The organism is Azospirillaceae bacterium (assembly GCA_028283825.1).
GTDB lineage: Bacteria > Pseudomonadota > Alphaproteobacteria > Azospirillales > Azospirillaceae > Nitrospirillum.
Map to the genome: position 1 here is coordinate 1449775 of JAPWJW010000001.1, position 23468 is coordinate 1473242.

At 66.1% G+C, this 23468-nt stretch carries 17 protein-coding genes; 13 read left to right on the top strand and 4 right to left on the bottom strand.

The genetic code is table 11. From position 1 onward, the window contains the following. Positions 1 to 150: 150 nt before the first annotated feature. Positions 151 to 4524, bottom strand: coding sequence for a response regulator (locus tag PW843_05905; GenBank protein MDE1146146.1), 4374 nt, complete (start codon positions 4522 to 4524; stop codon positions 151 to 153). 252 nt (positions 4525 to 4776) lie between these two features. Further along, positions 4777 to 4929: a DUF3309 family protein gene (locus PW843_05910; GenBank protein MDE1146147.1), complete on the bottom strand. Its 153-nt coding sequence runs from the start codon at positions 4927 to 4929 to the stop codon at positions 4777 to 4779. A gap of 474 nt (positions 4930 to 5403) precedes the next feature. Between PW843_05910 and PW843_05915 the strand changes: the two genes are divergently transcribed. From PW843_05915 to PW843_05940, 6 genes are all read left to right on the top strand, one after another. After that, the gene (locus PW843_05915; protein ID MDE1146148.1) at positions 5404 to 5607 is read left to right on the top strand and encodes a CsbD family protein; all 204 of its coding nucleotides are present in this window, start codon (positions 5404 to 5406) and stop codon (positions 5605 to 5607) included. Positions 5608 to 5614: 7 nt separating this feature from the next. After that, the gene (locus tag PW843_05920; GenBank protein MDE1146149.1) at positions 5615 to 6586 is read left to right on the top strand and encodes a lipid-binding SYLF domain-containing protein; all 972 of its coding nucleotides are present in this window, start codon (positions 5615 to 5617) and stop codon (positions 6584 to 6586) included. A 315-nt stretch (positions 6587 to 6901) separates the two neighbouring features. Next, positions 6902 to 7384, top strand: a complete 483-nt coding sequence (locus PW843_05925) for a PA2169 family four-helix-bundle protein (protein MDE1146150.1) — start codon at positions 6902 to 6904, stop codon at positions 7382 to 7384. Between the two features lie 140 nt (positions 7385 to 7524). Then, the gene (locus PW843_05930) at positions 7525 to 7770 is read left to right on the top strand and encodes a hypothetical protein (protein MDE1146151.1); all 246 of its coding nucleotides are present in this window, start codon (positions 7525 to 7527) and stop codon (positions 7768 to 7770) included. A gap of 60 nt (positions 7771 to 7830) precedes the next feature. Beyond that, on the top strand, positions 7831 to 8295 hold the full coding sequence (locus PW843_05935) for a hypothetical protein (GenBank protein MDE1146152.1): 465 nt from the start codon (positions 7831 to 7833) through the stop codon (positions 8293 to 8295). A 61-nt stretch (positions 8296 to 8356) separates the two neighbouring features. Then, positions 8357 to 8506 carry an entericidin A/B family lipoprotein gene (locus tag PW843_05940; protein MDE1146153.1) on the top strand — a complete coding sequence of 50 codons (150 nt, stop codon included), beginning with the start codon at positions 8357 to 8359 and terminating at the stop codon, positions 8504 to 8506. Positions 8507 to 8590: 84 nt separating this feature from the next. Here PW843_05940 and PW843_05945 read toward each other — a convergent pair whose 3' ends face one another. Further along, complete coding sequence (locus tag PW843_05945; protein ID MDE1146154.1) at positions 8591 to 9865, bottom strand: Hsp70 family protein; 1275 nt, start codon at positions 9863 to 9865, stop codon at positions 8591 to 8593. A gap of 538 nt (positions 9866 to 10403) precedes the next feature. On the opposite strand from PW843_05945, the gene PW843_05950 reads away from it, so the two are divergent. The 4 genes from PW843_05950 to PW843_05965 all read left to right on the top strand — a co-directional run bounded on the left by PW843_05950 (position 10404) and on the right by PW843_05965 (position 16592). Continuing rightward, positions 10404 to 13232, top strand: a complete 2829-nt coding sequence (locus PW843_05950) for a TonB-dependent receptor (GenBank protein ID MDE1146155.1) — start codon at positions 10404 to 10406, stop codon at positions 13230 to 13232. Positions 13233 to 13311: 79 nt separating this feature from the next. Beyond that, on the top strand, positions 13312 to 14856 hold the full coding sequence (locus PW843_05955; protein ID MDE1146156.1) for a tryptophan 7-halogenase: 1545 nt from the start codon (positions 13312 to 13314) through the stop codon (positions 14854 to 14856). A gap of 15 nt (positions 14857 to 14871) precedes the next feature. After that, positions 14872 to 15576, top strand: coding sequence for a SapC family protein (locus PW843_05960; protein MDE1146157.1), 705 nt, complete (start codon positions 14872 to 14874; stop codon positions 15574 to 15576). A 5-nt stretch (positions 15577 to 15581) separates the two neighbouring features. Continuing rightward, positions 15582 to 16592 (top strand): cupin-like domain-containing protein, encoded by a 1011-nt coding sequence (locus PW843_05965; protein MDE1146158.1) that lies wholly within the window; start codon positions 15582 to 15584, stop codon positions 16590 to 16592. Here PW843_05965 and PW843_05970 read toward each other — a convergent pair. Further along, the gene (locus tag PW843_05970; protein MDE1146159.1) at positions 16569 to 17588 is read right to left on the bottom strand and encodes a LacI family DNA-binding transcriptional regulator; all 1020 of its coding nucleotides are present in this window, start codon (positions 17586 to 17588) and stop codon (positions 16569 to 16571) included. The two genes, PW843_05965 and PW843_05970, sit on opposite strands and share 24 nt — an antisense overlap. 437 nt (positions 17589 to 18025) lie before the next feature. Here PW843_05970 and PW843_05975 point away from each other — a divergent pair, with 437 nt between their 5' ends. The 3 genes from PW843_05975 to PW843_05985 all read left to right on the top strand — a co-directional run bounded on the left by PW843_05975 (position 18026) and on the right by PW843_05985 (position 23399). Beyond that, positions 18026 to 20251 (top strand): glycoside hydrolase family 3 C-terminal domain-containing protein, encoded by a 2226-nt coding sequence (locus PW843_05975; GenBank protein ID MDE1146160.1) that lies wholly within the window; start codon positions 18026 to 18028, stop codon positions 20249 to 20251. Between the two features lie 79 nt (positions 20252 to 20330). After that, the gene (locus PW843_05980; GenBank protein ID MDE1146161.1) at positions 20331 to 21941 is read left to right on the top strand and encodes a carboxylesterase family protein; all 1611 of its coding nucleotides are present in this window, start codon (positions 20331 to 20333) and stop codon (positions 21939 to 21941) included. Positions 21942 to 22106: 165 nt separating this feature from the next. Beyond that, complete coding sequence (locus PW843_05985) at positions 22107 to 23399, top strand: sugar MFS transporter (GenBank protein MDE1146162.1); 1293 nt, start codon at positions 22107 to 22109, stop codon at positions 23397 to 23399. Positions 23400 to 23468 lie beyond the last annotated feature (69 nt).

Sequence of the window (23468 nt, forward strand, 5' to 3'; positions counted from 1 at the left end):
GTTGGTCAACGCCCTGTCCCATTGACCAACAAATCCCATGAGCCCTCATATCCCATCAAATCGCAACAAACAAGACGTCCAGGGGCAATAATCGGATATATTATTCGGGGTGTGGCCGATGGCCCACGCCCTGTCCCGGTCGACCCCGCCCTATTGATGGGCGGCTGGCTCGGTCTTGGCCGGCACGACCTCGCCGATGAAGCGCTGACGGAGCGCCGCCCAGGCCGGCGGCCCCTCGCGGACGATGCGCTCGATGGTGGAGCGCGCGGTGTCGGCGTCCCCATCGACGCAGGCCTGGTGCAGGTCCCGCCCCAGGCGTTGCAGGCGGCGCAGGCCGACATTGCCGGCGGTGGACACCAAATCGTGCGCCTCGCCCTGGATGGTGCCCAGTTCGGTGCGGGCGTCCAGTGATTTCAGGCGGTTGATGCGGGCCATGCCGTTGTCGGCGAAGCCGCGCACCAGGCTCTGGAACGCGGCGGCCGGTACGGCGGAGCCCAGGCCCGCCAGCACGCCGGGGTCGAACGTGGGTTCCTGCTGCCGCTCCGCCGGTTCCGGTGCCGCCTCCGACGCCGCCTGGCCGGTGGCGGCCGCCGGCGGGGGTGGGGCGGCCAGGCCGGCCCAGTGTTCCACCTTGTGCAGGAACTGCTCCTGGTCGAAGGGTTTGGAGACGTAGTCGTTCATGCCGGCCGCCAGGTATTCCTCACGCATGCCCACCATGGCATTGGCCGTCATGGCGATGATGGGCACCTGGGCGCACGGACCCTCCGTCCGGATGGCGCGGGTCGCGGCGACGCCGTCCAACACCGGCATCTGCACGTCCATCAGGATCAGGTCGTAGCCTTTGGCCGTGCAGTGGTCCACCGCCTGCTGGCCGTCCACCGCCTCATCCACCGCATATCCTTCGCGTTCCAGCATGATGCGGGCGATGGCGCGATTGGTCTCGTTGTCATCGACCAGTAGCACGGCATGGCCCTCGCCGGGATGGGCGGCGGCGGCGGGCCGCGCCTTGCGGGCGGTGGCGCCGCGGGCCTTGGCGTGGGTCTTGGTCTCCGCCTGGCCGCGATCCCGCAGCATGCGGGTCAGCAGTTCCTTCAGGGTGGACAGGCGCACGGGCTTGGTCAGCACCCCGTCGAACAGGCCCTTCATCTCCCCCAGGTCGCCGCCGACGGAGGTGACCAGCGCGATCCTCACGGCGGCGTAGGCGGGTTCCTGGCGGATTTGGGCTGCGAAGGCCAGGCCGTCCATCACCGGCATGGCCTGGTCGACGAAGATGACGTCGAACGTCCGGCCGGCCTGCGTCGCCAGTTCCAACTGGCGCAGGGCGGAGTTGCCGCCCGAGGTGGTGACGCAGTCCACGCCCAGGCGGTTCAGATGGCTTTCCATCACCGCCAGGTTCAGCGGCAGATCGTCGATCACCAGGGCGGTACGGCCCTTCAGCACGGTGGCGTCCGCCTGCCGCGCCTTGGCCGCCACCATCTCCAGCGGGATGGCGAAGCTGAAGGCGGCGCCCTGGCCCGGGGTGCTGGTCACCATGATGTCGCCGCCCATCAGCCGCACCAGCTGCTGGGAAATGGCCAGGCCCAGGCCGGTGCCGCCGAACTTTCGGTTGATGGAGGTGTCGGCCTGGCTGAACTTCTCGAACAGGCGGGCCTGCTGCTCCGGCGTCAGGCCGGGACCGGTGTCGCTGACGGTGAATTCCAGCAGGCGGTTCTTCTTCTCCCGCGCCGTCAGCGCCACCGATATGGCCACTCGGCCGGCGGCGGTGAACTTCACCGCGTTGCCCGCCAGGTTCAACAGGATCTGGCGCAGGCGGGTGGGATCGCCCAGGTAGACGCCGGCCGCCTTGGCATCCACCAGGCCCGTCAGGTCCAGCTTCTTCTCCAGCGCACGGGTGGCCAGGATGGCGACGACGCCGTCCACCACGTCGCCCACGTCGAACTCCATCAGTTCCAGCTCGACCTTGCCGGCCTCCAGCTTGGAGATGTCGAGGATGTTGTTGATGATGTTCAGCAGCGCCTCGGCGCTGTCATAGATGGTTTCGGCATAGGTGCGCTGGTCGAAGTCCAGTTCCGTTTCCAGCATGATCTGCGTCATGCCCATGACGCCGTTCATGGGCGTGCGGATCTCGTGGCTCATGTTGGCCAGGAATTCCGACTTGGCCTGGTTGGCGGCCTCCGCCGCGTGGCGCGACCGGTCCAGATCGTCGGCCAGCGCCACCAGTTCCGCCGCCTGCGCCTCCAGCCGGCTGTTGATCTCCGTCATCGTCTCCAGGTGCTGGCGCCGCTCCGTCACATCGCGGGAGGAGGCGACGAAGCGCTGGCCCTCGACCGGGTCGGTCACTAGCCGCGCCACCGTTTCCAGCCAGATGGTGGCGCCGGAGGCGGCGACCACCCGGAACTGATAGGTGAGGGGGGCGCCGTCCGGGGCGGCCAGCAGCCGCCGCTGCGCGTCGACCAGGATGGGAATGTCCGATGGCTCGGTGAACTCGATGGTGCGCCGGCCCAGCACCTGGTCCAGGCGCCAGCCCAGCACGCGCTCCACCGACGGCGACATGTAGAGGCAGCGGCCGTCGATGGCGTGCAGGGCCACGATGTCGGTGGCGTTGTCGGCCAGCAGGCGGAAGCGTTGTTCGCTTTCCGCCAAGGCGGCGGAGCGCAGCTTTTCCTCCGTGATGTCGGTCAGGGTGATGGATAGGCCCCGTTCCCAGGGGACGGCCGTGATGTGCAGCCAGATGCCCTGTTCGGGGTTGGCTTCGGTTCCGCCCTCGGCGGCATCCTCCGGCGTGTACAGATATTCGAACGCGTCCGCGGCGCGTTTCTCCACCACCGCCACATAGCGGTCGAACAGGTCGCGCCCCAGCCGGCCGGGCAATTCCTCCAATAGCCGCCGCCCCACCAGGTGGGCGGCCGGCTGGCCGATCAGGCGCTCCGCCGCGCTGTTGACCAGGGCGAAGCGGAAATCGACCACGGCCCCGCCCCGCTCGCGCACGGCGGCCAGCGCCAGCACACTGTCCAGCGAGCTGTTCATGACACTGTCCAGCAGGGCGCGCTGGGCCTGCAGGTCCACCCGCGTGCCTTCCAGTTCCACCACCTTCGCGGCCAGGGCCTTGGAGGCCTCCACCTCCGCCGTGCGGTCGCGGCCCGAGCCACGGAAGCCCAGGAAGGTACCGCCCTCGTCGAAGCGCGGGTTGCCACTGATGGTGATGTGGCGGGGGCGGCCCTGGCGGTCCATGGCCGTGTAGGTCAGTTCGCGGAAGGGCTGGCGGGCGGTGACGAAGGCCTCATACCGGGCGACGGTGGGGTCGTTCTGGTCGGACGACAGTTCCCGCCGCGTGCGGCCCAGCATGTCCGATGGTTCCAGCCCCATGGTGGTGACACCTTGGGAGACGGCGGAAAAGCGCCCTTCGGCGTCCGTTTCCCAGAACCAGTCGCTGGAGATCTCCGTCAGGTCGCGGAACTGGGCCTCACGCGCCAGCAATTCCCGGTCCTGCCAGTTGATGGCCTCCGCCATGACGTTGAAGGCCCCGGCCAGCCGGCCCAGCTCGGCCGCGCCCTGGGGCACCTCCGCGCGCGCGGTCTTGTCGCCGGCGCCCAGCCGGTCCACAGCCTCCTGCAGGATGGACAGCCAGCGCAGCACCGTGGCGCTGAGCGTCGTCCACGCCAGCGCCATGGTGATCAGGGTGACGGCCACCACCAGCAGCGCCATGCGCCGGAAATCGCTGTTGACTTTGGCCAGCACCGCCTGCTGGTCGAAGGTGATCAGCACGTGCATGCCGGTGGCGGGCAGGGCGGCGGCGGCGATCAGCTGTTGCCGGCCGTCCAGGCCGATGGCGCTGCCGGTCCCTTCGGCCGTGTCCAGGGCGAAACGCACCGACGGCGCGTCGCGCAAATCATGGCCCACCAGGTCGGGATGCGCCGGCAGGCTGGCCAGCAGCGTGCCCTCCCTGTCCACCATCAGGAAGGTGGTGTGTTCCTCCAGGATCACGCGGCTGTTGTTTTCCAGCCAGTCCAGGCTGAGGGCCGCCATCACCACGCGGTCCACGGTGCCGTCGGGTTTCAGGATGGGATAGGCCAGGCCGACCACTGGTTTCTTCGTGGCGCGACCCAGCAGGAAGTTGCTGATGGTCGGCTTGGCCGTACGCACCGCGTCTTGCAGGTAAGTGCGGTCAGCGTAGCTGGGCCATGGACGATTGAGGGAGGAGCAGACCAGCTGGCCATCGGGCGTGGCCACATGCAGATTGGCCAGCCAGGGCTGGGCATCCTTCATGATGGCGGCGTCTTCGTTGCAATCGTCCACCGACAACTGCGCCGAATGCCGGGCGAAGCTGGCCATCAGATCCTGCACCTGTCCCAGCAGTTGCTGCTGGTTGACGGCGGCCAGGCGCGCGAAGGACAGGGCGGTCGTCTGGACGTTGGCGATGGCCTCGTCCCGGCGTTGCTGCATAGCCCACGCCAGCAGGACGATGAAGGGCAAGGCCGACAACAGCAAAAACAGCAGCAGACGGTGCCGCAGGCCGAATTGCATGCACTTCCCCCGCATGGGAACACCACCACGCCGCCCCCGGGGGGCGGCCGAGCCATGGCCTCATCCTAATGGAAGGCGGCTGGCCCCGGCACCATGAAACAACCAAACGATCAGAAAGGCAGGGGAAATTGTGGGTAATCCTGAACGCCGGCCGGGCGATCGGCGCCCTGTGGCCCCCAAAAACATTGACCCCGGCGGGGGTGTGCCGGGGTCAATGAAGCGAAGGGATAGGTTCCTGGTTCAGGCCGGATGTCAAAGCCTGCCGATGATGATCAGGACCAAAACGATGACGATCACCGTGCCCAGGCCGCCCGCCGGGTAATAACCCCAGTTGACGCTGTGCGGCCAGGTCGGCAGGGCGCCGATCAGGAACAGTATTAGGATAATAAGGAGAATGGTTCCGATATTCATGACGACATCTCCTCAGAAAAACGATGATCGAGGGATGATGAAAATTCTTTATGACCAAAACATGTTCTTGACTGTGTGGGGTCATGAAAAACCGCAAAATCCATAAAGAAAAGCAGCCTAGGCCGCCGCTTCCTAAGTGCCTAAGCGCCAGGGTGTATTCCCTGCCGGTGGCCATGGGGCTGAGTAAATTTAACGTCATAGACGATAGGTCATACGCCGGCCATCATGGCGATGACGAAATAAATAATGTTATTTGAAGGCGGCGCTCTATTTCATTCTTTATCGATGATTGCCGCAGTGTCCGCCCGATTGCGCCACATTCCCGCCATAAGGCATTACCAACATTGATTGGTGCTCAGGCGGACGAACTCTTTAAGAGAGGTGCCGCTCGTCTCGGAAGAAAAGCGCGGGTCGCCCGTATCGGGACTGAAAGCAAGCCCATCCTAACCCCAAGCGAGGAATACGACCATGAACAAGAATGAGATCGCCGGTAACGCCAAGATCGCCACCGGTTCCGTGAAGGAAGCCGCCGGCAAGATCGTGGGTGACGACAAGCTGGTGGCCGAAGGCAAGGCCAAGAAGGTCGAAGGTCACGCCCAGAACGCGGCGGGCAAGATTCAGGAGGCCGGCAAGGCCCTGAAGGATACCGCCAAGAAGGCCTTTGATAAGTAACGGCGCGATGATCTGCCGTTGTGCCCGCCGCTGGTCCGGTGACGGTGTGGACGCCGCCACGGTTTCCAACGGAACTGTCCGTAAGACGGCGGGTGCCCTGACCATTCTGGACACGGCCTTCGACCACCGGGGGCGGGGCTCAAAGCCCTTCCCCTCAACCATCCCCGCCGGCTGGACCCTCAGCGGCGACGGCTTGGCCGGCGCCCCCGGCCTGACCAGCAACGGAGTGCTCATGATGCCCGTTTCGATTTCGCCCACGGCCACCAAACCGTCCCTGCAATCCCGCGTCATTCCCGCCGCCCTGTCGGCGATCATGCTGTTCGGCACCATGACGGCGACCGCACCGCACGCCCTGGCCGCCGCCACCGCCCACGGCACCGACCAGAGCAACCTGGTGGAGCGGGCGCGGGTGACCGTCGATGATCTGCGCAAGGACAAGGAATTCGGCAACGCCCGCGAATTGATGAAGCATGCCAAGGGCGTGCTGATCGTGCCGCAGCTGATCAAGGGCGGCTTTTTCGTGGGTGGCGAGGGCGGCGACGCCGTGCTGCTGACCCGCGGGCCCAGCGGCGAGTTCAGCTACCCCGCCTTCTACACCCTGGGTTCGGCCTCCTTCGGCCTGCAGATCGGTGTGGAACAGGCGGAACTGGTCCTGTTCATCATGAGCGACAAGGCCCTGTCCTCTGTCCTGCAGGATGAATTCAAGATCGGCGCCCAGGCGGGCCTGGCCGTGGTGACCCTGGGTTCCACCGCCGAGGCCGCCACCGGCACGTCCATGACCGGCGACATCATCGTCTGGTCCTCGGCCAGCGGCGCCTATGCGGGCCTGACGCTCAACGGCTCGGTCCTGAAGCCGCGCGACAGCTGGAACGAAGCCTATTACGGCAAGCCGGAGCCGGTGTCGGCCATCGTGTCGAAGCGCAGCGCCACCAATTCCGATGCGGACGGTCTGCGCAAGAACCTGGCGACCATCCGCTAAGGCCGACGGGAACGATGGGGAAGGGTGGCCCGGCCGCCTTTCCCCATGCTTCAAGACTGATTGCGCTAACAGGGTAGTCCACAGGATTTATCGCCAATTTTTCGGTCCTGATCGGCGTAGGCGGAAAGTTGTCGAATATTTGATCAGTCCAGTTTGTCATACGGAACATTTCAAGATCAGACCTTTTGACCGATTTTACTGAGAAGGTCATAGCAAATAATTCCTGCGAAATGCCACTTACGCAGACTTTGTTTATTTGGAAGTCGGGACAAATAATAGATCTCGACATGGCAATCATTCCAGGAGGAGCAGACCATGATCCCGCCGACAATTCCACCCACCGCCGTCCCGGCCGCCGCCGAACAGTCCGTGAAGGTGCTGAACGGCCTGATCGAGAAGACCCTGGACAGCGCGCTCGGCTACAAGGATGCCGCCGAGGAGGCGACCAACGACAGCTTCAAGACGCTGTTCTCCACCCGTGCGCGCCAGCGCCGCCAGCTGACCACCGCCCTGCAGGCCGAAGTCATCAGCCTGGGCGGCCAGCCGGAAACCGATGGCACGGTGCTGGGTGCGGCCCGTCGCATGTTCGTCAACCTCAAGAACGCCGTCACCGGCAACGACCAGAGCGTGGTCTCGGCGGTCGAGGCGGGCGAGGACGACATCAAGTCCAGCTTTGAGCAGGCCTTGCAGGGCGACCTGCCCATGCCGGCCCGTGAGGTGGTGGCCACCTGTTATGACAGCATCAAGGCCGACCACGACCAGATGAGCACGCTGAAGCACGCGCTGGAACGTCGTTAAGACGGGTCAGGGCCGCTTCAGGCTGAGGGGTGCGCCGGGGATAAGCCCTTGTGTGGGATTGTCCCCGGCGCCACCATTCCAACAGGAACCGCCGCCGCTTAATCCAAAGACGGCCCCCTTATTTGAGAAGGAGAAGGACGATGAAGAGCGAAACCGTCGATGCCGCCACCACCGCCGCCCGCAAGGTGGGACAGGCCGCGCGTGAAGACGCTGACACGCTGACCACGCATCTGAAGGCCGAAGCCAACGACATCTACAAGGTCCTGGCGGCCAAGGGCGAAGCCGCGGCCAAGGCCGTGGGCACGCAGGTGGAGGCGCAGCCCATCACCAGCCTGCTGCTGGCCTTCTCCGCCGGTTTCATCGCCAGCCGGCTGCTGTCGCGCTGATTGGGGTATGCGTTTGGTTTTGGGGCCTAGCGTACAAGTGATCGCAATGGGGGATTGGTGATGGAAGGCTGGACCAAGCTGGCCGTGATGGCCTTGTCGCAACTGGGGGTCATCCCCTTCGGTCCGGTGCAGCGATCCTCACCAGCCCCTCTGCTGGACGGCCTGCTGGGTGCGGCGGTGGCCTGCGTGCTGGCGCTGCTGGCGGTATTGGCCGCCGTCGGCTGCCTGTGCGCCGGCCTTTGGGCCCATCTGCTGCCGCAGGTGGGGCCCGTCTGGACGCCCGTCCTGGTGGCGGTCGCCCTGTTGGTCCTGTGTCTGGTGCTGCTGCTGGTTGCCCGTTCGCTGATCAAGCGGCGCGAGCCGCCCCCTGCGCCGCCGTCGGCCCTGCCGGCACTGGATCCGGAAGTGCTGCTGGCCGAGGTGCAGACCCTGGTGGCCAAGCACAAGGTGCCGGCCCTGCTGGCCGCCATCATCGCCGGCATGGTTGTGGGAACCACCGGCACGCACACGGGTTCCAAGAAGTAGGACGCCTTCCCACCAACGCATCCGACCCGGCATTGCCGGTCGTGAAGAGGAGGATCACAGAATGTCGACCAAACTTCGCGCGCTTGTGCTGTTGTCCATGCTGGGCATGGGGGCGCTGGTCAGCGCCTGCCACACCACCGAGGGCGCCGGCGAGGATATCTCCGCCAGCGGCCACGCCATTTCCAAGGAAGCGCGCAAGGACACGCCGTAAGGCGCAGCTTGATCGCCGAAACGAAAACGCCCGCCGGTGTCTCGCCGGCGGGCGTTTTCATATGTGGGATTTCGTGCCCGTGCGTCAGCGGTAGCGGCGCACCGCTTCCAGGGTCAGGCCCAGGCCGACGGAGCCGAACTTGTCGCCCTCCACCGGGCGGGCATCGGGCAGTTCCGCCAGGATGGAGCGCCGCACATTGGGCAGCAGGGTGGAACCGCCGGTCAGGAACACGGCGTCGATCTTGTCCTTGGTCAGCCCGGAATCAGTGAGGCAGCGGCGGATCATGCCGGCGATCCCGTCGGTCAGGCCTGCCGTGGCGGTATCGAATCCCGGCACGGTGAAGGGCGCCACCAGCCCACGCTCGATCCAATCCAGCGGCACCTCGACCACCGGGGGTTCACCCGGGAACTCCGCTGCCGTGGCGCTCAGGCGGATCTTGGTGCGCTCCACCGTCATGGCGACGCGGTGGCCCAGATGCTCCTCCACCACGTGGATCAGGCGGCCGATCAGGTCGGGCCGCGCGGTTTCGCGCAACACCTGGCGCAGTTCGGCCAGCACCTTGGGCGCATAGAGGAAGTTGATCTTGGACCAGGTCGACAGGTCGTTGAAATAGCTGTTGGGCGCCAGCAGGCCCTTGCGCTGCATGGGCGACTGATAACCCAGGTGGGGCATGGCGCCATGCAAGGACAGCAGGCGGTCGAAATCGACGCCGCCGATGCGGATGCCGGTGCTGGCCAGGATGTCCTGGCCGCGGTCGGCCTTGTCGCGCCGGTCCGGCCCGATGCGCACGATGGAAAAGTCCGACGTGCCGCCGCCGATGTCGGCGATCAGCGCGATCTGTTCCTCATTCACCTGGCGCTCGTAATCCAGCGCGGCGGCGATGGGTTCGAACTGGAAGGACACGTCGCGGAAGCCGATGGCGTGCGCGATCTCCGTCAGGGCGGTTTCGGCCCGGTGGTCGGCCGCGTCGTCGCCATCGACGAAGTGCACCGGGCGGCCGTGCACCACCTGGTCCAGCGGACGTCCGGCCTTTTCCTCCGCCCGGCGCTTGATCTCCGCCAGCAGGTGTTTCAGCACGTCGCGGAACTTGATGCGGCGCCGGTCCAACTGGGTTTCCATGTCGATCAGGTCGGTGCCCAGCACCGACTTCAGCGACCGCATCAGGCGGCCGTCCGCACCCTCGGCATAAATCTGGATGGCGGCCCGGCCGAACTCTTCCCGCTTGGCGGCGAAGTCGAAGAAGATGGCGCTGGGCAGGGTGGTCTCATCCCCTTCCAGCGGCAGCAGGTGGGCGTGGCCGTCCGTGACGACGCCAAGGGTGCTGTTCGACGTTCCGAAGTCCAGGCCGCAATAGCCCATGATGCGCGCTCCACCGACGGCCGATAAGGACGGGTTTTCGAAAAGGGGGCGCGGTTTTTAGCGGAATTGGGCGAACGGTTCCAGGAAAAAGCTGATGCCTGCGGCAATCGGGCGGGGGTACCGACGGTGGTGGGCGCCAGGGTGGACACCCTTAGGATATTTTCAAACGTGTGACGTTCAATTTTTTGTCGAACATGTCTGCACCCTGTGGTAGCGTTACCATTGCATAGAGTTGGAATGCCATAAAACCGGCATTCCGAGAATTGCTCTAGCAAACGGGAGGGAGAAAAGACGGGCCGGCAAATCATGCCGCTTGCCTGCCGGCCGGGATACACGGGCGGGTTTTTGCATATAAATATGATAACGCTAACAAAGTGCTTATGCGCTGCTGAGTACCTGTGCCTGCACCTCATAAACAAAACAAGCTGGCATCAATACCTTGGGAGGTAACAAAATCGTGAGAACTTATGGGAGGAATCCGGGATTCCGGTCCCTGGCGGCCGATTTCCGCAACACCGTTCTGGCCGGGGTTTCGCTGATGACGATCAGCGTCATCGCGTCGCCCGCCCTGGCGCAGCAGACCGACCCGAACGCGAAGGGCACCGACCCTGACGAGATCAGCGAGATTGTCGTCACCGGCATCATCGGGTCCCTGCAACGTAACATGGATATCAAGCGCGAGGCCGAGGGGCTGGTCGACGCCATCTCGGCGGAGGATATCGGCAAGTTCCCCGATTCCAACGTGGCCGCGTCCATGCAGCGCATCCCCGGCGTGTCCATCAGCCGCGGCACCAGCAGCATGGGCGGCGTGCCCACCTCCACCGGTGACGCGACCGCCATCACGGTGCGTGGCTTCGGTCCCAGCTTCAATGAGACGCTGTTCGACGGCCGCGTCTCCGCCTCGGCCGCCAGTTCGGGGCGCGGGTTCGACTTCAGTTCGGTCAGTTCCGACTTTGTGGGCCAGATCGACGTGCTGAAATCGCCGGACGCCACGTTGTCGGCCGGTGCTATCGGCGCCACGGTGAACATCAAGTTTCCCAAGCCGCTGGATCATTCCGGCCTGAAGATCGCGGGCTCGGTCTCCGGCTCCTACGGTACCGACGCGGATGGGGCGTCGCCCAATGGCGCCCTGCTGGTCAGCGACACCTTCGCCCATGACACCTTCGGCATCCTGGTGGCCGCCGGTTACAATGAGACCCAGACCCTGGGCAATCATGTGAACACGCAAGGCTGGATCGGCACCACCGCCGGCCAGTTCGCCAGCGCGCCGGGCGTCAATCCCAACACGCCGGCCTGGTTCATCCAGGACTACGGCATCTACCAGGAACACAGCGACACCACGCGCAAATCCGCCCGTCTGGCCCTGCAATGGCAGCCGTCCGACAAGCTGGAGGTCACGCTGAACGACGACTTCCAGCGGGAGGACAGCCACCAGAACCAGTACGGCTACAGCATCTGGTTCAACGCCGGCTCGCTGAACGATGTGAAGCTGAACCAGAACGGCTCCGTCACCAGCTTCGTGCAGAACAACACGCCGACCGATTTCCAGGCCCAGTACAATGCTGAGGTGTTGCAGAACAACCTGTACGGCCTCAACGTCAAATGGACGCCGACCGACACCATCAAGGTCACCATTGACGGCGCCCGGTCCGAGGCCTGGCAGAACCCGGGCGGCCAACTGACCAGCCTGGACGCCGACGTGGGTTATGGTTCCTGCGCCAGCGGCACCTGCATCAACACCAACAATGTGGGCATCATCGGCATCGCCCCCGGTTCCCTGCCGTACCCCACCGTCTGGGGACCCGGCGGCAACACGGCGCAATTCACCAACGGGTTCATCGGCTCGCACGTCCTGCCCATGACCTCGACCCAGAACTACAACGTCATCGACCAGGCCAAGGTGGAGGGGGAGTGGCACAGCGGCGACGTTTCCATCCGCTTCGGCACCCAATACATCGACAACAAGGAAGACCTGAGTTCCTACACCAGCTTCGCCAACAACGACTGGCAGGCCTACAGCGGTTATGGCCCGGCGTCGGGGTCGACCAGCGGCGTGGCGCTGCCGCAAAGCTGGTTTTCCAAGACCTTCAGCACCGCCAACTTCATCCCCGGCTTCGCCAACAACGGCAACCTGCCGCCGCAGATCCTGCAGTTCAACCCCTACCAGGTGCTGAACTATCTGCAATCGCTGGGCAATCCGCAGACCAAGACCATCGCCGGCGCCAACACCACCTGCTGCACGCCGGCCTTCGACGGCATCTACCGCATGATCCTGGACCCCGGTTCCAAGCGCGATATCGAGGAAGAGACCGTGGCCCCCTATCTGGCGGCGACGGTGAAGACCAAGATCGCGGACATGCCCCTGCGGATCAATTTGGGCGTCCGTGAGGAGATCACCCATGTGACCTCCGCCGGGTTGGGCCAGACACCCACCGCCTTCACCGTCAGCCCGGGCGACAAGACGGCGTTTACGGTGGCCTACGGCCCGGTCGCCGCCGTCAGCGGCACCAACAACTACCAGTATCTGCTGCCCAACCTGGACCTGACCCTGGGCGTCACCGATGATTTGCAGGTCCGGTTCAACGCCTCACGCACGCTGACCCGGCCGCCGTTGAACGACATGACGCCGGTCTACAGCCTGACGACGCAACGGGTGGGCACGGTGTCGGCCTCGGGCGGCAATCCCAGCCTGCTGCCCTATCTGTCCGACAATCTGGATTTGAGTGCCGAGTATTATTACCAGCGCAACTCATACGTATCGCTGGACGGCTTCGTGAAAAGCGTCAGCAACTTCGTCGTCGGCGGCACGTCGCAGAAGACCTTCGCCGGTGTCACCGACCCCACCACCGGGTCGGACGTGCAGTACAGCTACAGCACCTACGTCAATGGGCCGACGGCGCAAATCTACGGCCTGGAAATGGCGATCCAGCATGTGTTCGATGACAGCGGTTTCGGCTTCCAGGCCAACGCCACCATCGTCGGCACCAACAAGCCCTACAATCCCAACGACCTGTCGGTCAGCGGCTTCGCCGTGACCGGCCTTGCCAACTCCGCCAACTTCGTCGGTTTCTATGACAAGTACGGTTTCCAGGCGCGGGTTTCCGTCAACTGGCGGGATGAGTACCTGGACCATTTCGGCCAGCAGCAGGGCGGTTCGATCTACGGGTCGGAACCCACCTTCGTCGACCCGGCGTGGGAGGTGGACTTCAGCACCAGCTACGACGTCGACGAACATTTCAGCGTTTATTTCGAAGCCTTGAACCTGACCAACGAGACGTACTCAACCCACGGCCGGTACAAGGAACAGTTGCTGGACGCGGTCGCCTATGGGCAGCGTTACACCCTGGGCTTCCACTTCAAACTGTAAGCTCTTCCCTTGACTGGGGGCCGCCGTCCGGCGTCCGGGCGGCGGCCCCGCCTTTTCTTTCGTTCCAGGGGCATGAAGCATGGACCGTTCCATCCAGCACATCGTGATCGTCGGCGGCGGCACGGCCGGCTGGCTGACCGCCAGCATCATCGCCGCCCGGCACAAGGCGCGCATGGCCGCCGGCTTCCGCGTGACCTTGGTGGAATCGCCCAACGTCTCCATCATCGGCGTGGGGGAGGGCACCTGGCCCACCCTGCGCGGCACCCTGGAAAAGATGGGGGTGTCCGAAACCGATTTCTTCCGCCACTGCGACGGGGCCTTCAAGCAGGGCGGCAAGTTCGTGGGCTGGACGACGGGGCAGCCCGGCGACGCCTATTACCACCCGCTGATGCTGCCGCAGGGGTTCGGCCAGTTGAACCTGGCGCCCCATTGGCTGGGCGATCCGCACGGGCAGACCTTTTCCGCCGCCGTCTGCCCGCAGGAGGCGATCTGCGAGGATGGGCTGGCGCCCAAGACCATCACCACGCCGGAATACCGCGGCCAGGCCAACTATGCCTATCACCTGGACGCCGGCAAGTTCGCGGCCTTCCTGCAACGCCACTGCACGGAAAAGCTGGGGGTGCGCCACGTTCTGGCCGACGTGACGTCCGTGACCCAGGATGAGGCGGGCGACATCGAAAGCCTGGTGACCGATCAGGCCGGCACCATCACCGGCGACCTGTTCGTGGACTGCACCGGTTTCACCGCCCTGCTGATCGGCAAGACCCTGGGCGTCGGTTTCCGGGAATGCCGCGACATCCTGTTCTGCGATACCGCCCTGGCGGTGCAGGTCCCGCATGACCGGGACGACGCGCCCATGGCGTCGCAGACCATCGCCACCGCGCAATCGGCGGGCTGGGTGTGGGATATCGCCCTGCCGACCCGCCGGGGCATCGGCTACGTCTATTCCAGCCGCCACATTGACGAGGGGGCCGCGCGGGCCGAACTGGCCCGGTACGCGGGCGGGCGGGTGAAGCCGGAGGACGCCCGCAAGATCGCCATCCGCGCCGGCCATCGCGAAACCTTCTGGAAGAACAACTGCGTTGCAGTCGGGCTGGCGGCGGGTTTCCTGGAACCGCTGGAGGCGTCGGCGATCATGCTGATCGAGCTGTCGGCCAAGATCATCGCGGAACAGATGCCGGCACGGCGCAGCGTGATGGACATCGTGGCCCGGCGCTTCAATGAGGTGACGCACTACCGCTGGGGCCGCATCATCGATTTCCTGAAGCTGCACTACGCCCTGACGCGCCGCACCGATACCCCGTTCTGGACCGACAACACCGATCCGGAAACGGTGCCGGCCCGCCTGCGGGATCTGCTGCATCTATGGCAATACCGCGCGCCCTGGTTCTTCGATGAATTCGACCGCCTGGAAGAGGTGTTCCCGGCGGCCAGTTATCAATACGTGCTGTACGGCATGGGGTTCCGCACCGAGGTCGATCCGCTGGACAACGGTGCGACCGCCGCCCTGGCGGCCCGCCTGCGGGAGGAGAACATGGCCCAGACCCGCAAGCTGCTGTCGCAATTGCCGCGCAACCGCGACCTGATCCGCAAGATCCACGACCACGGCCTGCAAGCCATCTGATCCGGGACAAAGCGAATGCCGAACATCGTCATCGTCAACGACCACGCCCATCGGGCCCTGCTGGTGAAGGCCCGCCCCGATCCGGCGTTCGACGCCAGGCATTTCGTGGCGGTGATCGTGGGTGAGTTTCCGCTGCTGGCGGTGCAGTGCCCCATCCTGCTGTCCAAGGACGCGGACACCGGCGCCTTCCTGTGCGGCGCCGTCCTGGGGTTCGAAGCGGGCGAGAACCTGTTCCTGACGGCCGACGGCTGGCGTGGCCATCGCCCGCTGAGCTTGCAGCGCGGGCCGTTCTATACGGTGGGCGACGATCTGGCGATCGACCTGGACGATGCCCGGGTCGGTCCTGGGGCGGGGGAGGCGCTGTTCTCCCCGCAAGGGGAGGCGACCCCCTATCTGCGCAGCATCGTGGCCTTGATGCAGGATCTGCGCCCGGGCCTGGAACGCACCAAGCGTTTCATCGAGACGTTGCTGGCGCTGAAACTGGTGGAGCCCATCGACGTCAGCCTCAGTTTCGACGATGGCACCCGGCGGGAACTCACCGACCTCTACACCATCGACCGCCAGGTGTTGCAGGATCTGCCCGATGCCGTGGTAGTGGACCTGTTCCGGCGCGGCTACCTGCAACTGATCCACCTGATGATCGCGTCGCTGAGGAACATCCCCCTGATGGCGGAGCGCAAGAACCGGCAGCTTGCGGGGGACGGCCCCGCCTGGGGCTGACGCGCATGGTCGGCACGATCACCGAGATCGACGGGCGGCACATTTCCACGCCCGAGCCGTTCCAGCGGGAGGTGGTGGCGCAATGCCGGCCTGTGGTGCTGCGGGGGCTGGTGGCGCATTGGCCGGTGGTGGAGGCCGCCGCCACGCCTGCGGGTTTCCGTGACCATCTCGGCCGGTTCGGCGGCGGCGGCACCATGGAGGCCTTCGTCGGCCCGCCGGGGATCGCGGGCAAATACTTCTACGGCGCCGACCTGAAAGGATTCAATTTCGAGCGCCGGATCCTGCGCTTCGCCGAGGCGCTGGACCTGATCGTCGAGGGCGTCGGTGACGTGGAAGCGTCAACGCTGTATGTCGGGTCGCTGGCGCTGGATGACCACCTTCCCGGATTCGCGGGCGAGAATCCCATGCCCCTGCTGCCGGCCGGGGTGGGGGGACGCATCTGGGTGGGGCACGCTTCTACTGCCGCTGCGCACTACGACGCGTTTGAGAACCTGGCCTGCGTCATCGCCGGCGCGCGGCGCTTCACCCTGTATCCGCCGGCGGCCGTCGCCGACCTGTATGTCGGCCCCATCGACAACACCCTGTCCGGCCAGCCGGTCAGCCTGGCGGTGCCGGACGATCCGGCCTACCCGCGTTTCCGGGCGGCAAGGGATCAGGCGCTGGTCGCGGAACTGCGGCCCGGCGACGCGCTGTTTTTGCCCAAGCTGTGGTGGCACCAGGTGGAGGCCACGGCGCCCTTCAACGCCATGGTCAATTATTGGTGGGACGCCTTCGCCGCCGGCCCCGACGCGCCCTATACCAGCCTGCTGCTGGCGATGATCACCATGGCGGAGCGGCCCTTGGCCGAACGCCTGGCCTGGCGCGCCTTTTTCGACCACTACGTCTTCCGGCTGGAAGGCCATCCCCTGGCCCATCTGCCGGCCAGCCAGCATGGCGTGCTGGGGCCGTTGAAGCCGACGAATTATGGTCGTATCCGGGCGCGGATCATGCAGCTACTGAGGGGCGGCGGCGGTTGATTCCCGTACCACCAGGCTGTGCCCGAACACCTGCTTCAGGTGGTTGCCCGCCTGGCCGGCCGTGCGGTTGATGATGAAGCGGGCCGCCGCCGCCCCCATCTCCGCCACCGGCTGGCGCACGGTGGTCAGGGGCGGGCACACCACGCCGGCCGCCGGCAGGTCATCGATGCCCGCCACCGACAGGGCGGTGGGAACGGGGATGCCCATCTTGTAGGCGACCGACAGCACGGCCATGGCCATGCTGTCGTTGGCGGCGAAGATGGCGGTGGGGCGCCGTTCCTGTTCCAGCAGGGCGCGGGCGGCGGGCAGCCCCGATTCAAACGTGAACTGCCCCGGTTGCAGCAGCCGGTCCGGGATGGGGCCGCCATCGAACAGGGCGTCGCGATAGCCCGCCAGGCGGCCGGCGGCGGTGGCATGCTGCGGATGGCCCTGGATGAAGGCGATGTCGCGGTGGCCCAGATCCATCAGGTGGCGGGTGACCTCGAACGCGGCCTTATGGTTGTCGATGTCCAGGCCCCATCCCCAGCCTTCATCCAGGGCGGGGGAGACGCGCACGCAGGTGACGTTGCGCTGGGCCAGCATGTCCAGCAGCCTGGCGTCGTCGCACAAGGGCGGCACCAGGATGACGCCATCGACGCTGAGCGTGGACAGCAGCGTGTCGGCCAGGGCGTCGCGGTCGGGCCCCTCGATGAACTCAGTCACCAGGTGATAACCGCCGGCGCGGCAGGCCCGGATGGCGCCCATCTGCAGTTCCGTCATGTACAGCATGGCGTTGTCGGAGATGCCGCCGATGGACACCAGCGCGATCAGGAAACTGCGCGACCCCGACAGGCTGCGCGCCGACTGGCTGGGGGCATAGTTCAGGCTGCGCGCCGCCTCCATCACCCGGGCGCGGGTGGCGGGGCTGGCCTTGGGCTCACCATTGAGGACGCGGGAAACGGTCTTGATGGAGACGTTGGCCACGCGGGCGACATCATAGATCGTGGCTTTGGCCAATACCGTTTCTCTCCCCCTTGGGGCCGGGCCGCATTCGGGCATGGTCCCCATTCGGGCGCGATCATAACACCGGCCCCGATGGGCAACGCCAGCGGAAAGCCCGAAGGGGCGACCGACAGGTGGGCAACGGCCGGCCGGCGCGTGACGCGGCGGTGTTTCGCCGGGATGCTGTCCCCGGTGCCGTTAGGTTACACCAAATCCCTTTGCGCGGGATTGCCGCCGGTGATAACCAAATCGCACCGCCATCGGCCCCTTGGGTTCCCAAGGGGCCTTGTCTTGGGCTTTTGGGGACAGCGCTGTCCCTGATGGCTCCGGACAAGGGATCGGCGTCCAAGAACGATAGGGAGAAACCACCCGTGAAGCCTTGCCGAGACCGCCTTCGGGACGCCGCCCGCCGCCTGAGTTCCCACCCCTCACGACCGACGGAACCGCATCCCATGACCCTACGCACCCGCGCCCTGTTCCTTGGAACCGCCCTGACGCTCAGCCTGGGCGCCCTGACCCCGGCCATCGCCGCGGACGCGCCCAAGCCCTGGATGGACACCAAGCTGTCGCCGGATGAGCGCGCGGCCCTGCTGGAAAAAGAGCTGACGGTCGATGAGCGCATCGGCCTGGTGCACGGTCCGATGGCCATGCCCTTCATGGGCCAGACCAAGCCCGAGGGCGCCATCGGTTCCGCCGGCTATATCCCCGGCGTGCCCCGCCTGGGCATCCCCGCCTTGCAGGAGACCGATGCCAGCCTGGGCATCGCCAATCCCGGCAACGTGCGGCCGGGGGATGTGTCCACCGCCCTGCCGTCCAGCCTGTCGCTGGCCGCCAGCTGGAACCCGGAGGTCGCCTACAAGGGCGGCGCCATGATCGGGCAGGAGGCCCACGCCAAGGGCTTCAACGTCCTGCTGGCCGGCGGCGTCAACCTGGCGCGCGACCCGCGCAATGGCCGCAATTTCGAATATCTGGGGGAGGATCCGCTGCTGTCCGGCACGCTGGGGGGCGAATCCATCCGTGGCATCCAGGACCAGCACGTCGTCTCCACCGTGAAGCACTTCGCCGTGAACGACCAGGAAACCCAGCGCATGACCCTGGACGTCAAGATCGGCGAGGCGGCGGCCCGCGAAAGCGACCTGTTGGCCTTCCAGTTCGCCATCGAGAAGGGCAAGCCCGGCTCCGTCATGTGCGGCTACAACAAGGTCAACGGCGCCTATGACTGTGAGAACGATTTCCTGCTGAACAAGGTGCTGAAGGGCGACTGGGCCTATCCCGGCTGGGTCATGTCCGACTGGGGTGCCGTGCACAGCATGGAGTCGGCCCTTAAGGGCCTGGACCAGGAATCGGGGGAACAGATCGACACCCTGCTGGGCAAGGGCGGCAAGGTCTGGTTCGGGGAGCCGCTGAAGGCCGCTGTGGCCGACAAGACCGTGCCGGCGGAGCGCCTGTCCGACATGACGCGGCGCATCCTGCGCTCCATGTTCGCGGTGGGCCTGTTCGACCATCCGCCGGTGCAGGCGCCCATCGACTTCGCCGCCAACGGGGCGGTGGCCAAGGCTGCCGGCACCGAGGGCATCGTGCTGCTGAAGAACAAGGCCGACCTGCTGCCCCTGCCGCTGAAGGGCAAGACCATCGCCGTCATCGGCGGCATGGCCAATGTCGGCGTGCTGTCGGGCGGCGGCTCATCCCAGGTGATCGCGGAGGGCGGGAACAACGTCCGCATCCCGCTGGGTGGTGACGGCCTGATGGGCAGCTTCCGCACCATGACCTTCCACCCGTCGTCCCCCCTGAAGGCCATCCGCGCCAAGACGGATGCCAAGGCGGTGCGCTTCGTCGACGGCACCTATCCGTCCGAGGCCGCGGCCCTGGCCAAGTCGGCCGATGTCGCCATCGTCTTCGCCACGCAATGGATGTGCGAGGGCGGGGACGCCGCCGACCTGTCGCTGCCTAGCGGCCAGGACGCGCTGATCGCCGCCGTGGCCGCCGCCAACCCCAACACCATCGTGGTGCTGGAGACGGGCGGCCCCGTCCACATGCCGTGGCTGGACAAGGTGGCGGGTGTGGTCGAGGCCTGGTACCCCGGCAGCCGGGGTGGGGAGGCCATCGCCGACGTGCTGTTTGGCGACGCCAACCCGGCGGGCCATCTGCCCATCACCTTCCCGGCGGACGACAAGCAGCTGGTGCATCGTGACATTCCGGGCATCGGCCAGCCGGAATTCACGCCGGCGGAGATCACCTATACCGAGGGGGCGGACATCGGTTACCGCCATTACGCCAAGGTGGGGGCCAAGCCGCTGTTCCCCTTCGGTTTCGGCCTCAGCTACACCCGTTTCGCCTACAGCGACGTGAAGGTCACGGGCGGCGCCACCCTGACGGTGGACTTCGACGTGACCAACACCGGCAAGCGCGCCGGCCAGGACGTGCCCCAGGTCTATCTGACCGACGCCGCCGGCACCAAGACCCAACGCCTGATCGGCTGGTCCAAGGTGACCCTGGCGCCGGGCGGGAAGACCCATGTGACCGTCACCGCCGACCCGCGCCTGCTGGGTAATTTCAATGAGGCGGCGCACGCCTGGAAGGTCGCCGCCGGCGATTACCAGGTGGCGGTGGGCGCTTCGGCCACCGACCTGACGCTGAAGGGGAAGGCGGCGCTGGCCGCATCCACCCGCCAGCCGTAAGCGTTCAATACGGGCGGCCCGGGAATGTCCCCGGGCCGCCAATGGCTTCGGCAGTTGAAAACAAATGGGGAGAGGCGTGTTGGCTCAAGTTGGAAAACGGTCCCGCCGCGGGGTCGCCGGCATCGTGGCGATGATGATGGCCGGCACGATGGCGTTGCCGTCGATGGCGGCCAGTGGCCCGGTGGCGCAGGTGGAGCAGGGGCGGCTGTCCGGCGTGGTGGACGGCCCGGTCACCGCGTTCAAGGGCATCCCCTTCGCGGCCCCGCCGGTGGCGGCCCTGCGCTGGCGCCCGCCGCAGCCGGCGGCGCGTTGGGCGGGCGTGCGCTCCGCCGCCGATTACGGCGCCGACTGCATGCAGAAACCCTTCCCCGGCGACGCGGCACCTTTGGGCGTGCCGCCGGCGGAGGACTGCCTCTACCTGAACGTCTGGACGCCCTCCGGCGCGAAGCGCGGCGCCAAGCTGCCGGTGATGGTGTGGATATACGGCGGCGGCTTCGTCAACGGCGGCAGTTCGCCCTCCGTCTATGACGGCACGCCCTTCGCCCGCGACGGTGTGGTGCTGGTCAGCTTCAACTATCGCCTGGGCCGCTTCGGCTTCTTCGCCCATCCGGCCCTGACGCATGAGGCCGCCGGCGCCCCCACCGGCAACTTCGGCTACCTGGACCAGTTGGCGGCCCTGGCCTGGGTGAAGCGCAACGTCGCGGCTTTCGGCGGCGATGCCGACAACGTCACCGTCTTCGGGGAATCGGCCGGCGGCATGTCGGTGCACATGCTGCTGACCTCTCCCCTGGCCAAGGGGCTGTTCAACCGCGCCATCATCGAATCCGGCGGCGGCCGTAGCCGCTTGCTGCCGTCCATGCCGTTGCACACGGACGGTGGCGCGCCGTCGGCGGAGAAGGCGGGCCTGGCCTATGCCACCCAGCATGGCGTCACCGACACCGGGGCCGCCGGCCTGGAGGCCCTGCGCCGGCTGCCGGCCGAGGCGGTGGTGGACGACATGAACATGATGACCATGACCACGCCCACATATTCCGGGCCCATGATCGACGGCCAGGTGCTGCCGCAGGAACCGCCGGTGGCCTATGCGCAAGGCGGCGGTGCCGACGTGCCGGTGATGGTGGGCGCCAACAGCGCCGACGGCTTCTTCATGGGCGGAACCCTGGACCAGGTTCTGGGCCGCTTCGGCGCCGACCGCGACCTGGCGAAAAAGCTCTATGACCCTGACAACACCAATGACGTGAAACTGGTGGGGCAGCGTGCCGCGGCGGATGCCATGTTCGTCGAACCCGCTCGTTATGTCGCCCGCCTGCTGTCGGCCCACGGCGCGCCGGTCTACCTGTTCCGCTACGGCTATGTCGCGGAGAGCAAACGGACGGAATGGTGGGGCGCCCCGCATGCCACCGAGATTCCCTTCGTCTTCGATACGGTGAAAGCGCGCTACGGCGCCGACCTGACGGCGGCGGATGCGGCGGCGGCCAAGACGGCGCACGCCTATTGGGTGGCCTTCGCCAAGACCGGCAAGGCGGCGCCCGCCGGCCTGCCGGCCTGGCTGCCCTTCAAGGCCGGTGCGGATGAACGCCTGATGGACTTCACCTTCACCGGTCCGGTGTTCCAGGCCGACCCGTTGAAGGATCGCCTTGATCTGGCGGAGAAATTGGCCAGTCAAACGGTGCCGTCGGCATCCCATTGATCATGGTGCGGCGCAATAAATCTTATGATGCGCCGCAATAAAAATAACAAAGCGTCGGAATATCCGTTGATACCGGGCCCGTCGGATGTCAAACCCCTCGGGCCCGGATTCACCATATCGACTGGACGAGCATCGATGTCGACCGCTTCCGCCCATAACAAGTCCATGACTTCGCTTGCCCCGATCGTTGTCATGCTGTTCTTCGCCTGGGGCTTCGCCACCTCCATCGTGGACGCCGTTATTCCCAAGCTGAAGGAACAGTTCTCGCTGAACTACACCGAGGCGATGCTGGTCCAGTTCGCTTTCTTCCTGGCCTATTTCGTGGTGTCGGTCCCGGCGGGCGCCCTGCTGGCGCGCCTGGGTTATCTGCGCGGCATCGTCGCCGGCCTCAGCATCATGACGCTGGGTTGCCTGCTGTTCGTGCCGGCCTCCGGCATGGGCGTGTTCGTGGCCTTCCTGGTGGCGCTGTTTGTCATGGCGGGCGGCATCACCGTGCTGCAGGTGGCGGCCAACCCGCTGATGTCGCTGCTGGGCAGCCCGGAGACGGCGTCCAGCCGCCTGAGCCTGGCCCAGGCCTTCAACTCGCTGGGCACCACCCTGGGGCCCATCCTGGGCTCCGTCTTCATCCTGTCCAAGGCGGACGGCGAGGGCGGCAGCCGGGGCGTGCATGTGCCCTTCCTGATGATCGCCGCCTTGCTGGTGGTCTTGGCCGCGCTGTTCTGGTTCCTGCGGGGCCGTGAGGGTGCGGCCGCTGATCAGCAATCGGGTACCGGCGGCCTCAGCCTGAAGGTGCTGCGCCACAGCCAGTTGGCCCTGGGCGTCGTTTCGATCTTCGTTTATGTCGGTGCCGAGGTGTCCATCGGCAGCGCCATGGTCAACTACCTGATCATGGACCGCACCCGCGACGCCGCCTCCGCCCTGGGCACGTCGGTCGCTGGCCTGTTCCACCTGCACGATGTGCTGAACACGCCGGAGGCCAAGGCCGCCGTGCTGGTCAGCCTGTACTGGGGTGGCGCCATGATCGGCCGCTTCATCGGATCCTACGTCCTGCGCTTCGCCCGGCCCGGCATCGTGCTGATGGCCTGCGCCCTGGCGGCGGCCTTCCTGGCCAGCCTGTCCATGGCCAGCACGGGCGAGGTCGCCATGTTCACCATCCTGGCGGTGGGCCTGTGCAATTCCATCATGTTCCCCACCATCTTCACCCTGGCCATCGACGGCCTGGATGAGGAGACGCCGCAGGGCGCCGGCATGCTGTGCCTGGCCATCTTCGGCGGTGCGGTGGTGCCGATGATCACCGGCAAGGTCGCGGACATGGTGGGCTTGGAACTGGCCTTTATCGTTCCGGTGGTCTGCTATCTGCTGATCGCCGGCTACGGCCTGCTGACCGGCCTGCACCTGCTGTCGGGCAAGCCGATGGCGAAGGGTGGGACCGCCCCGCGCGCGGTCACGATGCACTGATTGTTCAGACAATGACGCCGGCCCCGTTGCCAAGACGGGGCCGGTTTTTTTTGTTCGCCTCAGGCGCCG